This is a genomic window from Pseudomonas coronafaciens pv. oryzae str. 1_6 (assembly GCF_000156995.2).
Lineage (GTDB): Bacteria > Pseudomonadota > Gammaproteobacteria > Pseudomonadales > Pseudomonadaceae > Aquipseudomonas > Aquipseudomonas tremae.
In genome coordinates this window covers 252,834-266,561 of sequence record NZ_CP046035.1, presented here as the reverse complement: position 1 = coordinate 266,561, position 13,728 = coordinate 252,834, and the positions used below count along the sequence as shown (strand labels likewise).

The 13,728-nt window shown below is 59.1% G+C and carries 14 protein-coding genes and 1 other RNA gene; 6 read left to right on the top strand and 9 right to left on the bottom strand.

The annotated features are described in order from the left end of the window. Nucleotides 1-169: 169 nt before the first annotated feature. The gene (locus POR16_RS01320) at nt 170-1,426 is read left to right on the top strand and encodes a lipase family protein (protein WP_024690260.1); all 1,257 of its coding nucleotides are present in this window, start codon (nt 170-172) and stop codon (nt 1,424-1,426) included. Nucleotides 1,427-1,593: 167 nt separating this feature from the next. Here the strand turns inward: POR16_RS01320 and POR16_RS01310 are convergent, their stop codons facing one another. From POR16_RS01310 to POR16_RS01295, 4 genes are all read right to left on the bottom strand, one after another. Next, nucleotides 1,594-2,376 carry a MetQ/NlpA family ABC transporter substrate-binding protein gene (locus POR16_RS01310; RefSeq protein ID WP_005888085.1) on the bottom strand — a complete coding sequence of 261 codons (783 nt, stop codon included), beginning with the start codon at nt 2,374-2,376 and terminating at the stop codon, nt 1,594-1,596. Between the two features lie 195 nt (nt 2,377-2,571). Then, on the bottom strand, nt 2,572-3,522 hold the full coding sequence (locus POR16_RS01305; RefSeq protein ID WP_005888083.1) for a sigma 54-interacting transcriptional regulator: 951 nt from the start codon (nt 3,520-3,522) through the stop codon (nt 2,572-2,574). Between the two features lie 82 nt (nt 3,523-3,604). Beyond that, nucleotides 3,605-4,186 (bottom strand): alpha/beta hydrolase, encoded by a 582-nt coding sequence (locus POR16_RS01300; RefSeq protein ID WP_005888081.1) that lies wholly within the window; start codon nt 4,184-4,186, stop codon nt 3,605-3,607. Nucleotides 4,187-4,400: 214 nt separating this feature from the next. Next, on the bottom strand, nt 4,401-5,684 hold the full coding sequence (locus POR16_RS01295) for an MFS transporter (protein ID WP_024668693.1): 1,284 nt from the start codon (nt 5,682-5,684) through the stop codon (nt 4,401-4,403). Between the two features lie 636 nt (nt 5,685-6,320). On the opposite strand from POR16_RS01295, the gene POR16_RS01290 reads away from it, so the two are divergent. Further along, nucleotides 6,321-7,313, top strand: coding sequence for an AraC family transcriptional regulator (locus POR16_RS01290; RefSeq protein WP_005888075.1), 993 nt, complete (start codon nt 6,321-6,323; stop codon nt 7,311-7,313). A 171-nt stretch (nt 7,314-7,484) separates the two neighbouring features. Here POR16_RS01290 and POR16_RS01280 read toward each other — a convergent pair whose 3' ends face one another. The 4 genes from POR16_RS01280 to POR16_RS01265 form a co-directional block, all read right to left on the bottom strand. Continuing rightward, nucleotides 7,485-8,714 carry a 2-octaprenyl-3-methyl-6-methoxy-1,4-benzoquinol hydroxylase gene (locus POR16_RS01280; RefSeq protein ID WP_005888074.1) on the bottom strand — a complete coding sequence of 410 codons (1,230 nt, stop codon included), beginning with the start codon at nt 8,712-8,714 and terminating at the stop codon, nt 7,485-7,487. 51 nt (nt 8,715-8,765) lie between these two features. Continuing rightward, on the bottom strand, nt 8,766-9,953 hold the full coding sequence (ubiH, locus tag POR16_RS01275) for a 2-octaprenyl-6-methoxyphenyl hydroxylase (protein ID WP_005888072.1): 1,188 nt from the start codon (nt 9,951-9,953) through the stop codon (nt 8,766-8,768). Next, nucleotides 9,950-11,284: a Xaa-Pro aminopeptidase gene (pepP, locus tag POR16_RS01270; RefSeq protein ID WP_005888070.1), complete on the bottom strand. Its 1,335-nt coding sequence runs from the start codon at nt 11,282-11,284 to the stop codon at nt 9,950-9,952. The genes ubiH and pepP overlap by 4 nt, the downstream gene beginning before the upstream one ends. Before the next feature lie 77 nt (nt 11,285-11,361). Then, complete coding sequence (locus tag POR16_RS01265; protein WP_005888068.1) at nt 11,362-11,916, bottom strand: YecA/YgfB family protein; 555 nt, start codon at nt 11,914-11,916, stop codon at nt 11,362-11,364. A 151-nt stretch (nt 11,917-12,067) separates the two neighbouring features. Here POR16_RS01265 and POR16_RS01260 point away from each other — a divergent pair, with 151 nt between their 5' ends. From POR16_RS01260 to POR16_RS01245, 4 genes are all read left to right on the top strand, one after another. Beyond that, nucleotides 12,068-12,277: a TIGR02449 family protein gene (locus POR16_RS01260; RefSeq protein WP_003380080.1), complete on the top strand. Its 210-nt coding sequence runs from the start codon at nt 12,068-12,070 to the stop codon at nt 12,275-12,277. After that, a complete protein-coding gene (locus POR16_RS01255; protein WP_005888066.1) occupies nt 12,274-12,603 on the top strand; it encodes a cell division protein ZapA in 330 nt (109 codons plus the stop codon). The genes POR16_RS01260 and POR16_RS01255 overlap by 4 nt, the downstream gene beginning before the upstream one ends. A 30-nt stretch (nt 12,604-12,633) precedes the next feature. After that, nucleotides 12,634-12,812, top strand: a non-coding RNA gene (gene ssrS, locus POR16_RS01250) — 6S RNA. An 88-nt stretch (nt 12,813-12,900) separates the two neighbouring features. Next, nucleotides 12,901-13,512, top strand: coding sequence for a 5-formyltetrahydrofolate cyclo-ligase (locus tag POR16_RS01245; RefSeq protein ID WP_005888064.1), 612 nt, complete (start codon nt 12,901-12,903; stop codon nt 13,510-13,512). A 50-nt stretch (nt 13,513-13,562) separates the two neighbouring features. On the opposite strand, the gene POR16_RS26220 is transcribed toward POR16_RS01245, so the two are convergent. After that, on the bottom strand, nt 13,563-13,715 hold the full coding sequence (locus POR16_RS26220; RefSeq protein ID WP_005888062.1) for a hypothetical protein: 153 nt from the start codon (nt 13,713-13,715) through the stop codon (nt 13,563-13,565). Between the last annotated feature and the right edge of the window lie 13 nt (nt 13,716-13,728).

Genomic DNA, 13,728 nt, shown 5'->3' with positions numbered 1-13,728 from the left:
TCCATCCATATGAGGGTCTTAGTTCAAAAGTACGAATAGAATAGCAGGCTTGCTCACATCGCTCGATTCATGCACTGGACCTGCTGCACTCAGTGACGCTGGTACTTCAATCGGCTTACTATCGAAGACACTGATACACCCTCTCCTGTGAACGTGCGGAGAAATATTCATGTACTCGTCGCCAGGATCCTCGACCGCTCTGGTCGCCTTGCTGATAGCTCTGCTCACAGGCTGTAGCGGAGCACCAGGCACTAGCGCGAAAACTGTCGCCGCTACCCAGCCAGGCGAAGGCGGTGTTCCCGCGTTTTACGCATGGACAGATAAAGTGCCGTCAACGCCCGGACGAATGCTGCGCGCCGAGCCACTGACGCCCATTCAGAGCCTTGATAATGCTGGCCAGAATGTCCGTATTTTGTATACCTCCACCGATGGGCTCAACAACCAGCCAGTCGTAGTCTCCGGCGCACTGTTCACTCCCAAGGGCACGCCGCCGAACGGTGGATGGCCGTTGATGGCGTGGGCGCATGGCACGGTTGGTAGTGCGGATGTCTGCGCGCCTTCTTTTGCCGGGCGCAGTGGTCGCGACACGCGCTATCTGAATGAATGGCTCGGGCGCGGTTACGCGATTGTGGCCACTGACTATGAGGGTCTGGGGACGCCGGGGCTGCATCCATTCGGGCTGAGCAGCCCGTTGGCTTACGGCGTTCTGGACAGCATTCGTGCGGTTCAGGGGGCGGATTTCAATCTGTCTTCGCGGGTTGTTGTGTTTGGTCAGTCGCAGGGCGGTCGTGCTGCGTTTGCGACGGCGGCCTACAAGAAAACCTACGCACCGGAGTTGAATATTGTCGGTGTAGTTGCGACCGGGACGCCTTATCCGATGGCTTCAGGGTATGCGGGGGTTATCGGGCGGGACACGTCACGCGATCAGGTCACGCCATCCTTGGCTTACAACCTGCTGCGGCTGAGCACTGCCGGGCTGATCAACCCGTCGTTCGTGCCCACTGATTATCTGAGCGACCGTGCACTGCCTGCGTTTGGAGTCAGTCAGCGTGATTGCCTGCATGCCATTGAGCGTGAGGTTGTTGCAGATGGGCTGACGTTCAACAACAGTTTCAGGCGCTCGCCGGAGGCTGCGCTTGATCAGGTGAACCGCGAGTCGTCCTACCCGACGTTGACGTCGGACATCCCGATTTTTATAGGTACAGGCGGCAAGGATGTCGTTTCACCGGTCCGCAGCCAGATCGCGCTGGTCAAGGATGCGTGCGCCGCTGGTGACCGCGTTGAATGGCATTACTATTCGCAACTGGATCATTCGGGGGCTGTGAACGGCTCTCTGCCGGACTCGACACGTTTTGTCGAGAAAGCGTTTTCGGGGGAGTTTATGGCGGGGAACTGTGGGGCGATTGGGGCGATGCGCCAGCGCTGATCTTGAGCCAGGCACTTATCGTTCCTCACGCTCCAGCGTAGGAATGCCGTGGGTGACGCTCCGTGTGTAAAAGATCGGACGCGGAGCATCCAGAACGGCATGCGACGCTGAGCGTCGCACAATAGTTGAGATTATCGTTCCTCAGCGCGGGAGCGATAATCAGTGGGTCAGAACGCAGGCAATACCGCGCCTTCATACTTCTTGTTGATGAAGTCTTTGACTTGCTGGCTGGTCAGCGCTTTCGACAGCTTTTCGATGGCGTCGGTGTGGGCGTTATCTTCGCGAGTGACGAGGAAGTTCACGTACGGCGAATCCGCACCTTCGATGATCAGCGCGTCTTTCTTCGGATTGAGTTTGGCTTCCAGCGCGTAGTTGGTATTGATCAGCGCAAGATCAACCTGATCCAGTGCGCGCGGCAGTACCGCCGATTCCAGCTCGCGGAACTTGAAGTTCTTCGGGTTGCTCGCGATGTCTTTCGGGGTAGACAGTGCGTTGGTCGGATCTTTCAGAGTGATCAGACCACCCTTCTGCAACAGCAAAAGCGCACGCCCAGCGTTGCTGCCTTCATTTGGGATGGCGATGGTTGCGCCTTTAGGCAGATCGGCAAGGTTCTTGTACTTTCGGGAATAGCCGCCAAACGGCTCGACGTGGACACCAACACCAGTCACCAGATTAGTACCCTTGCCTTTGTTGAAGCCATCCAGGTATGGCTTGGTCTGAAAGTAGTTGGCGTCCAGACGCTTTTCGCTCAACTGAACGTTCGGCTGTACGTAGTCAGTGAAGACCTTGATTTGCAGGTCCACACCTTCCTTGGCCAGGGTTGGTTTGATCAGTTCAAGGATTTCCGCATGGGGCACCGGCGTCGCGCCGACCACCAGCTTTTCGCCGGCATGAGCCAAGCCAATCGAGAATACTGCCGCCAGTGCGGTCATCAGAAACGTCTTTTTCATGCGGTGTCCTTAGCAAGATCCAGGAGCGTCATCAAAAGATGGCGCCTTAATATTCAGGGGTTTGCCGCAGCCTTATCCAGTGCTGCGACATCATGTAGACATTACCGATGTTTTATATTCCGAGAAAAGACTTTTTAAGCGAATGCTTATGCTTTTTCGCGCAGTGCATGTCTGAGTGGGCCCGCCACCGATTTGTCAGGCGGTCTTTTGGTCAAGTTGTGCAGTGACGGCTTCCAGCAGTTTGCGTAACCCGGAAAGCTGTTCGCGGTTTCCTTTCTGCAGCAGCAGACGCGCCTGGCGCTCGATCAGCGTCAGCGGGGTGGCGATGTCCGGCAAGTTGATGTCTTCGGCCTGAATCTCGTCGCCGCTGCTGACCAGCAAGGCAAAGTGGATGACGTTCTCCAGCTCGCGAGTGTTGCCGGGCCAGCTGTGTGCTTCAAGCGTGCGTTGCGCGTCTTCGCTGATCAGTTGCACTGGCAGGTTAAGGCGCTGGCTATAAATGCCGACAAAGTATTCGGCCAGCGGCAGGATGTTGCCCGGCTGCTCGCGCAATGCAGGCAGGTCTAGCCGCCCTTCGCTGAGATAATGGTAAAGCCGCTCGTGAAATTTCCCGGCGGCCACCGCTTGCGCCAGATCGATACTGGTGGCGGCAACCAGGCGTACATCAACCGGGCTGGGCTGGTGTGCGCCTACACGGGTGACTTCGTGATTTTCGAGCGCGGCGAGCAGCTTGACCTGAATGGGCAATGGCAAATCGCCGATCTCATCCAGATACAGGGTGCCGCCATTGGCAGAACCAAACCATCCTGCCCGGCTGCTGACGGTTCCAGTGTGGGCTCCGGCTGCGTAGCCAAACAGTTCGGCGTCGGCATAGGTCGGGCTGATCGCTCCGCAGTTAACCGACACGAACAAGCCAGCGCGATCACTGCCGCGATGAATATGCCGTGCCAGCAATTCTTTACCGGTCCCCGACTCGCCGCGGATCAGAACAGGCAGCGAACGAGGCGCCAATTGCTCCATCTCCTCGCGCAGACGACGCGAACGCGGATCGATGAAAACCAGCGCCTTGGCGCGGATACTGAGGGGGCTTTTTTCCGCATCGGGAAAGGTCAGCAGCGGCTGGCCGAAAGTTTCGTGAAGGCTCATGACACACTCCCGCGCGAGCCCTTGCGACGGCTGACGCGTTAAAAAAACAGGGCCAGACAGGCCCGATAAACAGGTAGTCCGGTCATGCGCGACGGCGCGCGCGTTGCTCCAGACGATTTTGCAGCCTGTAGAGATAGGCAAAACCCTGTTCCCACCGCTTATGGCCGGACTTGACGTTGATGTGCCCGGCCTGACTCAGAAAGCCGAGTTCGGCCCCCCAGTGACGCGCTATTTCGATAGCACGCTGGGAGCTGACGGCAGGATCGTTGTCGGAGCTGACAATCTGTGTAGGAAACGGCAGCAGGTCACCAGGAATCGGGGCGAAGTTGCGCAACGCGGGTGGGCAATTAGGGCGCTCGACATCGGCGGGCGCGACCAGCAGTGCGCCTTGCACCTGGCGTAGCGTTTCCAGCGGCGCGAGCTGTGCCCAGTGCGCGACCGTGACGCACCCCAGGCTGTGAGCGATCAGGATCACCGGCGTGCTGTCGGCCGCAATCGTGCGCTGCAATTCGCCCACCCAGTCTTCACGGCGTGGTTTGAGCCAGTCGGCCTGCTCCACGCGTGTGCTGTTGGGCAGGCTGTTTTGCCAATGGGTTTGCCAATGATCATCAGGAGACCCTTGCCAGCCTGGCACGATCAGATACCGGATCGACTCTTTATGCATGGATTCGCCTCCTGCACATATGCGTTCATAAGGCGAGTATAAGGATCGAAGCGTAATCCTCTAAGGAATAAGAAGGTATTTATTAATTCCCAAAAGGAATATTAATTCACAGGCAAAAAAAAAGGGACTGCACCCTGCCTTCAAGGAACAGCCCCTAACAAATCACTTTCAGAGCAAAGACTACTCGTCGTTGGTTACAGGAATACGACGGACCTCATGTCGCCGGCACAGGACGCACGCCTGACTGGCAGGTCTCCGGCATCGCCAACGCGTCGGTCTGCGGGACTTCCCGAGCCACGTTCCAGACCACGATCGCAGCGATCAGATCGAACACCGCCAGCACCACGAATAGTGGGCTGTAACCGATTTTGGTGACCAGCACGCCAAACACCATCGTGAATGCCGCCGCACCAAAAAAACCGAACATCCCGCCCATGCCGGTGGCCGTGGCGACCTCGTTTTTGCCGAACGAATCCGAGGTGATCGAGTACAGCGCACCTGACAGGGTCTGGTGTGCGAAGCCGCCGATGCACAGCAATGCGATCGCCGTATAAGGGCTCTCGACCAAGCCAATACAGGCGGGTCCGATCATGCAGGAGCAGCCGAACAGCATGACCATCTTGCGGGAAGTGAACAGCGATACCTTGCAGTATTTGTGAAACAGCGGGCTGAGGTAACCGCCCAGCACGCAGCCGACATCAGCCGCCAGGAACGGCAGCCAGGCGAACATCGCGACTTCCTTGATGTTCATGTGGCGCTCCGTCATCAGGTACAGCGGAATCCACGCGTTGAAGGTTTGCCAGGCAGGCTCGGAGAGGATGCGCGCTGAAGCAATGGCGTAGAAGTTGCGGTTCTTGAAGAGCCGCTTCCAGCTGCCTTTTTGCGCGGGAGCATCCTTCAGGCGTGCTTCCTGGCCACTGAGGATGTAATCGCGCTCAGTGTCGCTCAGCAGCTTTTGATCGCGGGGATGCTTGTACAGCAGCATCCATACACCGCTCCAGATTATTCCCAGTCCACCCACGATCAGAAACGCCAGCTCCCAGCCACTTTGCAGAATCGCCCAGACCACCAGCGGCGGTGCAAGCAATGCACCGAACGACGAGCCGATGTTGAACCAGCCAATGGCGACCGAACGCTCTTTGGCCGGGAACCACTCGGTTGTGGTCTTCACGCCGGCAGGCAGGCCGGCAGCTTCGGTGAGGCCGAGCAGACCACGGAAAATCGCCAGACTCTGCCAGCCCGTTGCGAACGCTGCCGCCGCACAGGCTGCAGACCAGGCCACCGCGAAAATGGCGAAGCCCATCTTGGTGCCTATTGCATCAATGATGTAACCCGCCACCGGCTGCATAACGGCATAGCAAAGCTGCCAGGCAACAACGATGTGCGCGTATTGCTCAGTGGAAATGCTCAGCTCACTCATCAGCGTCGGCGCTGCGACGGACAGCGTGTTACGTGCGAGGTAGTTGACGACCAGGCCGGCCGTGACCAGGCCCACCATCCACCACCTAATGCCTTTTATCTTCATCTCTTCACCTGATTATTTTTAGATTGGCGATGAGCGTCCCGCGGCCGAAACCGAGAGGCGGCTGGATTTATGTAACGTCAGATTTCAATTGTACAGGGAGGGAAAACGCCACTGATCGCAGCTTTTCGTGCAAAAAATAAGATTTTTTTGCGTAACGCAGGCGTATTTATTGCCTGAAGGAAAAGACTGACCATAGACTTGTTACTCTTTGAATTATTTTTATGGTTGCAATTTTATCGAAGTCTTATGTTGTCGTACAACATGCCGCAGTTATAGTCATTTGCCATGACGCTGTCAATTGTCAAAACGGTGCTCGACCATGCTGTACGGACGCCCGAAGGGTTTTTCGATCACGGCTAGCCTTTCGCGTTATACGACAACTAGCGTAAACCGGCGATTTTGGGCGGCGCATCGCCCTTATGGCTGCCGACTTCCAGCGGGCAGTGCCAAAAGATTTCAGACCGAATGCAAGAAACCTCTTCAGGCGCTTGCACAACGGTCACAAATGATCTCATTCTGGCGCTGGTGTCAGGCAATGGAACTGCTGGCGACATCTGTCCGGGCCTGACCCGGTGTTAACTGCCACCGATCCAAGGAAGAGGCGCCCGCATGCCTGAACCAAGCAGTCTCGCCAGCTGGAACCGCGCTCTGCGCAAGCAACTTGACGCTGTGGACACGGACAGCGAAGCGCTGTGCCGCAGGGCCGGAATAGACCCAAAGTCGCTGGACGACGCGAGCATGCAATTTCCGGCAGACGTCACCGCCAGGCTTTGGCAACTGGCGGTTGCATCCAGCCGCGATCCGGCGCTCGGGCTGCGCGTTTCGCGCTTTGTCAGCCCCACTGCGTTCCATGCGCTGGGCTATACGCTGGTGGCCAGCGGTTCACTGCGGGAGGTTTTCGAGAGAATCGTGCGTTACCGCTCGACGGCTGAGGACTCTCTGGAGCTGGACTTCAGAACAGTCGGCGAGCGCTATGAATTCCGCTTCGGCACACCGAAGTCGTGCCAATCGCCGGTTCATGAACTGCTGGACGCTTTCGCAGCCATTTACGTGCGCACTTGTCGCAACCGGCTGGGCAGAGGCTATGCCCCTCTGGCCATACACCTGCAACGCCCCGCGCCTGAAGATCCCCGACCATGGGAAGACCTGTTCCGTTCGCCGTTGAATTTCTCGGCAAACGAAAACCTGTTGGTGTTTGGCGGCGAAGATTTCGACAGTCATCTGGACGATGGTCCGATGCAGGTAAATGAGCAGGAAAGCACCAGCGATCTTCTACCTTCGCTGATCTGGGAGCAACGCGTGCGCTCGGCCATCGAGACGTTGCTGCCGGATGGCGAGCCCACTGCGCAAAACATCGCAGAAGCCCTGCACCTCAGCCCCCGCAGTCTGGAGCGCCATCTGGCAGATGAGGGCTGTTGCTATGACCTGCTGCTCAACCAGTGCCGACAGAATCTGGCGCTGCTGCACATGAGCGAGCCACAGACTTCATTGAGCGAGATTGCCTGGCTACTGGGTTTCGGCGATACCGAGAGCCTGAGCCGCGCGTTCAAACGCTGGACAGGACTGACGCCCGAGGAGTATCGAAGTGCATCGGGGCGGTGATCCCGACTACCGTGCGACGCTCCACGTCGGCATAACGCTCTGGGCGCTCTGCGTCCAATCCTGAACAGGCCGTGCGGCGCAGATCTGTGACGCAGAGCGTCACCCAAGGCATTCCCACGCTGAGCGTGAGGAACGATAAGTGCGGGTGGACACTATCGCTCTGCGTCGAGCCTAGCGGGCGTCGATACGCGCCAGCTCAGGCAAGTCGCCGGACAACCCCAGTGCTTCGCGCACGAACAGGGCTTTCGCTTCCGGCATCTGATTGACCATCTTGAGCCCGGCATTACGTAACCAGCGCAAAGGCAGCGGGTTGGCCTGGAAAAGACGCTCGAAGCCTTCCATCGCAGCCATCAGCGCCAGATTGTGCGGCATGCGGCGCCGCTCGTAGCGACCCAGGACACGTGTATCCGCCACGCGCTCGCCGCGCAGTGCAGCGTGCGTCAACACCTCGGCCAGCACGGCAGCGTCAAGAAACCCCAGGTTCACACCCTGCCCCGCCAGCGGATGAATGGTGTGCGCAGCATCACCAATCAGTGCCAGCCCTTTGGCCACATAGCGTTTGGCGTGACGCTGGCGCAGCGGCACACACAGGCGTGCGTCGGCACTCAATACCTGACCGAGCCGGCCCTCGAACGCGCTTTCCAGCTCGCGGCAGAACGGCTCGTCATCCAGCAGCATCAAGCGTTCAGCCTCGCTCGGCGTGACCGACCAGACGATCGAGCACCAGTGTTCACCCTCGCGATCCAGCGGCAGAAAAGCCAACGGGCCGTCGTCGGTAAAACGCTGCCATGCGGTTTTTCTGTGGGAATCGGCCGTCCGCACGCTGGTGACAATCGCGTGGTGCTGGTAATCCCATTCCCGGGTTGGTGTTTCGGTGAGACGGCGCACCGCCGAGTTCGCTCCATCGGCCGCAACCACCAGCGGCGCCCGCAGCAGGCGCCCGTCGGCAAGCGTCAGCAGCCAGTCATCACCGGAATGACGCATCTGCTCGAGACGCGCATTGGCCAGCAACCCGATATCGCTGTCATGCAGCCGGTCGAGCAGCGCATCCTGCACCACACGGTTTTCGACAATATGACCCAACACATCGGCATGCACGCTGGAGGCAGAAAAGTGAATCTGCCCGGTGCCGCTACCATCCCAGACGTGCATGTGCGCGTACGGGCTGGTACGACGTGACACGATGCCTTCCCACACACCGAGGCGCTGCAGGATCCGCTGGCTGGCGGCCGACAGGGCACTGACCCGCGGCTCGAACGTTGACTGCCTGTCGAACGGCTTGACGCTCATCGGGCCACCATCGACCACCAGCACGTCAAGCCCGCTTTCCTGCAAGGCCAGCGCAAGAGCGCTGCCGACCATTCCGGCTCCGACAATCAGCACATCTGCGCGCGTTTCCATGGTCAAACCATTCTCGCTTGCGGCCGTAGCCGGTTATTGAAATTGTTTGTTTCACACATCGGTTCGCGTCCCCAACCCCATGGCCTGACGAGCAAACCAGCGCTTGGCAACGGGCAGCAGGTCCAGCCCCAGCAACCCAAGATTACGACCAGTGGCGACTGCCGACCGGCTGCTGCCGAAAAGGCGCGTCACCTTGTCGGAAAAGCCAACGGTCAACTGCTGATCCTGCCGCTGACGCTCGCGGTACAGCTCCAGCGTCGGCAGGTCGCCGAGCGGTGCGTCGCTGTTCAGCAATGTCTCGGCCAGTGCATCGGCATCGCGCAATGAGAGGTTGAAACCCTGCCCCGCAATCGGATGCAGGCTATGGGCAGCGTTGCCCAGAATAACCAGATGCGAGCGCACCTGTTCCTCGGCCTCGACCAACGCCAGCGGGTACACATGGCGCGCGCCGACCTGACGCAATGCACCCAGACGATAACCGAATACGCCCTGCAGCTCTTCGAGAAAGCTGCGGTCATCCAGTTCGGCCAGTCGCTGAGTGTCGTTGCCAGGACGCGTCCAGACCAACGCACAGCGATTGTCAGGCAACGGCAACAGGGCCATCGGCCCGTCATCGGTAAAACGCTCGAACGCCTGACCACAATGGGCTTCGCTCGGCGAAATGTTAGCGATCAGCGCGCTCTGGTCATAGGGACGCTGCCGCACACCAATCCCCAACTGGTCACGCAGACTGGAACGACCACCGTCGGCAAGCACTGCCAAGTCGCACTCCAGCTCGGAGTCATCGTTCAGCGTCAGACGATAACCATCAGCCAGCGGCTGCATTTGCCTGACCTCTGCCGGCACCCGCCAGCTGACGACATCCCGATCGAGCCCGGCCCAGAGAGCCTGTCCGAGCCAGGCGTTTTCCACCACATAGCCGAGCGCCGGAACGCCCTCTTCGATCGCGGACAAACGGGTGGCGCCGAAGCGGCCCCGGTCCGAGACCTGAATTTGCAGGATCGGCTCGGCGCGGCGGGAAATCTGTTGCCAGATACCCAGCCGCTCGTAGATACGCCGGGCACCGAACGACAGTGCCGAAGAGCGGGCATCGTAACTGGGCTGCCAGGCTTCGCCAGGCGCAAAAGGCTCGATCAGCACGATCTTCCAGCCGCGCGCCTTGGCTCCCGCCTGAAGCGAAAGCGCAAGACTTGCACCAACCAGACCACCGCCGACAATCGCGATATTGAACCGGCTCATGCGACCTGCCCCCGTGCAGCAGCCATCAGCGCCTCGATTTCGGCGACGGTCTTGGGTACGCCGCCGGACAGGATTTCACAGCCCTGCCTGGTTACAACCACGTCATCCTCGATTCGCACACCTATACCTCGCCATTTCTTCGCGACATCCAGATTGTCGGGGGATATATAGATCCCGGGTTCGACGGTCAGCGTCATGCCAACCTCCAGAACTCGCCATTCGCCGCCGACCTTGTATTCGCCGACGTCATGCACATCCATGCCCAGCCAGTGGCCGGCGCGGTGCATGTAGAACGCTTTGTAGGCCTCAGTCTCGATCAATTGATCGACATCGCCGCGCAACAGTCCCAGCTCGACCAGGCCCGCAGTAATAACCTGGACCGTCGCTTCGTGCGCCTGGTTCCAGTGCTTCTCGGGGCCGATGGCGTCGAACGCTGCGTACTGGGACTTGAGCACCAATTCATAAATGGCTTTTTGCTCGGCTGAAAACCTGCCATTCACCGGGAAGGTGCGGGTGATGTCGCTGGCGTAACAATCGATTTCGCACCCTGCGTCGATCAGCACCAGATCACCGTCCCGCAAGGCTGCGTCATTCTGCTGATAATGCAGGATGCAGCCATTACGGCCCGAAGCGACAATCGAGCCGTATGCCGGCATCTTCGAGCCGCCCTTGCGGAACTCGTAATCCAGCTCGGCTTCCAGGCTGAACTCGTGCAGACCGGCGCGACAGGCCTGCATCGCACGCACATGAGCACGCGCGGAGATAACTGCCGCCGCCCGCATGACCTTGATTTCTGCTGCAGACTTGTAAAGACGCATATCATGCAGCAGATGATCCAGCGCGACAAACTCCTTGGGCGGCTGGGCGCCCAGGTGCGCCTTGGAGCGAATCACGTTGATCCAGTCCATCAGGTGCCGGTCAAACTCGGGGTTGCTGCCCATCGCCGAATACACCCGGTCGCGGCCTTCTATCAGCCCCGGCAGGATCTCGTCGATATCCGTTATCGGGAACGCATCGTCCGCACCAAAATCCCGAATCGCGCCTTCCTGCCCGGCGCGCAAGCCGTCCCACAATTCCCGCTCGGGGTTTCGCTCGCGGCAGAAGAGCACGTACTCGCCGTACTCGCGTCCGGGAATAAGCACCACCACCGCTTCTGGTTCGGGGAAGCCGCTCAGGTACTGAAAGTCACTGTCCTGCCGGTAGACATGCTCGACATCGCGATTACGAATGGCAACCGCAGCAGCCGGCAGTATCGCGATACTGTTCGGCTCCATCTGAGCCATCAGAGCTTTGCGGCGGCGGGCGTATTCGGACTTCGGGATTTGAATCATTGGCAGCATGAGTCCTGATGGAGTCTGCCGGCGCAGGCGGTATCAGCCCGCGCCGGTGTCGCAGTAGTCGCTATCGGTCAGTGCAGGGAAGGCTTTGGTTCCGGCGCGGCAGGTTCGTTGAACTCGGTGAACAGCAGCAACGGTGCCACGCGCATGTATTCCATGACCTCCATGTAATCGGTCTCACCGTCCTCGGACTCTTCCAGCGCATCCTGCACCTGGGCGATGGCAGCCAGGTCTTCGAGCACCGCTTTTGCTTCGCTGCCGAGCTCCTTGTCGCCGATGGCCAGGCCAAAGCCCGACAAAAAGCCCTGACACCACTGGCCCAGTGCGGCGGCGCGCTCGGTGAGCGGCTCGTCATCACCGGGCAGCAACAGCACGACAGTCATGTCGTCGCCGGTGAGCTCACCTTTGGCCATCTCTTGCAGACCGACCAGCGCAGCACGAATGTTATCTTGCGGCTCGGTTTCGAGCAGCATCGAGGCATCGGCGAACCAGCCTTCGCTGTCGAAGCCGGCCCCCGCGCAACTGCGGCCCAACAGCAGGCCGTGCAGCTCGGCAGGTGATACGTTGTGACCGCCACTGTTGAGCAGAGTGGCAAACGCTTTGTACGGAGAATTCTGAATGGGCATGGGTAGCTAGTCGCCAAACGGCGCAATGTCTAGAATGGAGGCCTTGTATCCTAGACTATCCGCGCGACAAGATCACCCGGACGGCGGTTCGAGCTTGAGCATGAGCATCGCTCCCCCCTGCCATTCATCAGAAAGTATCCAGTGGAAAACAATGGAAGACACCGACCTGCAAGCGCTGATGAAACGTGTGGAGTTGCTCCTGAAGTACGCCGAGCAACTTAAAGGCCAAAACGCACTCCTATTAGCTCAGGAAAAGTCCTGGCGCGAGGAACGCGCCCAACTCATTGAAAAAAACGAAATCGCCCGGCAGAAGGTCGAGTCAATGATTTCGCGCCTCAAAGCCCTGGAGCAAGACTCATGAGCAATGGCAACAGCGTTACCGTTCAAATCCTCGACAAGGAATACTCCATCATCTGCCCTCAGGAAGAGCGCACCAACCTGGTCAGCGCCGCCCGCTACCTGGATGGCAAGATGCGTGAAATCCGCAGCAGCGGCAAAGTCATCGGGGCCGATCGCATCGCCGTGATGGCTGCCCTGAACATCACTCACGACCTGCTGCACAAGGAGCACGTGCCTGACGTGCAGACCAGCGGCTCGACCCGTGAACAGGTGCGCGACCTGCTCGACAAGGTGGATCTGGTGCTGGCCACAGACACGCCCGGCACACCGGATTCAACTCGGGGCTGATTATTTCGGGGCATTTCTGTATACTTGCGCCGCTCCCTGGAGTGCTTGCCAGTCGGTCATGTCCCTGAGCCGATACGCACAACCACGGGGGTTGCACGTTGGGGTTGGTGTGCATGTCCGCTAGACGGAAAGCCTTAAAACCTCCTGCAATCTCCACCTTGAACTTTCGGGTTCAAGGGCTACACCGACAGCGGTACGTCGGGGAGTCCATATTCAACACGTTGCCTGGCAACCCGCCTGGCAACGACGATCCAGCTTTGGTTTCAACCTCTCGGATCAGCCTGCATGACCTCTCTCATGATCAGCGCTCAAACGCTCACACGTCCGCAACTGCGTCGCCAGCTACGCACGGCGCGCAGGGCGCTGAGTAAAGTCCAGCAGCGCCAGGCCGCCCGTGGCATCTTCCATCAGCTGGCGCAGCACCCGTTGTTTCGTCGCGCCCGGCACGTTTCGCTGTACGTGCCGATGGATGGCGAGATCGACCCGCGCCTTCTGCTGCGCGAAGCGCAACGTCGTGGCAAGGCAACTTATCTCCCGGTACTCAACGCATGGCCGCGCACGCGCATGGTGTTTCAGCGCGTGCGACCCGGCGAACGGTTCGTCCCCAATCGCTTTCGCATCCCCGAGCCACGCATCAACCGTGCGAAGCAACGCAGGGTCTGGGCACTCGATCTGGTTTTGATGCCACTGGTGGGTTTCGATGACGAAGGCGGTCGCCTCGGTATGGGCGGCGGCTTCTATGACCGCAGCCTGGCTTACCTGGCGCGCAGAAAGACTTGGCGCAAGCCGATTCTGCTGGGACTTGCTCACGAATGTCAGAAAGTGGATCGGCTGGCACAGGCCAGCTGGGACGTACCGCTACAAGGCACGGTGTCGGACAGGAACTGGTATTTGAATAAAGGTATCTGAAAAGCGCACTCTGATCGCGAGGCATTCAACGATCAGAGTATCAACAGGGCTTAATGCCTGCCGGGGACTTTCTGCTGTTGCTGAGTGATCTCTACAGGCGCGTTGTCCTTGGTGGTCCACAAGCTCTGCGCATAACCCGTTGTTACGATACCCAAGCCAAACAAAATAACCAGAATCCAGAGTAAATCAGGCTTGCGCTTCAATGACTGCCCTCCT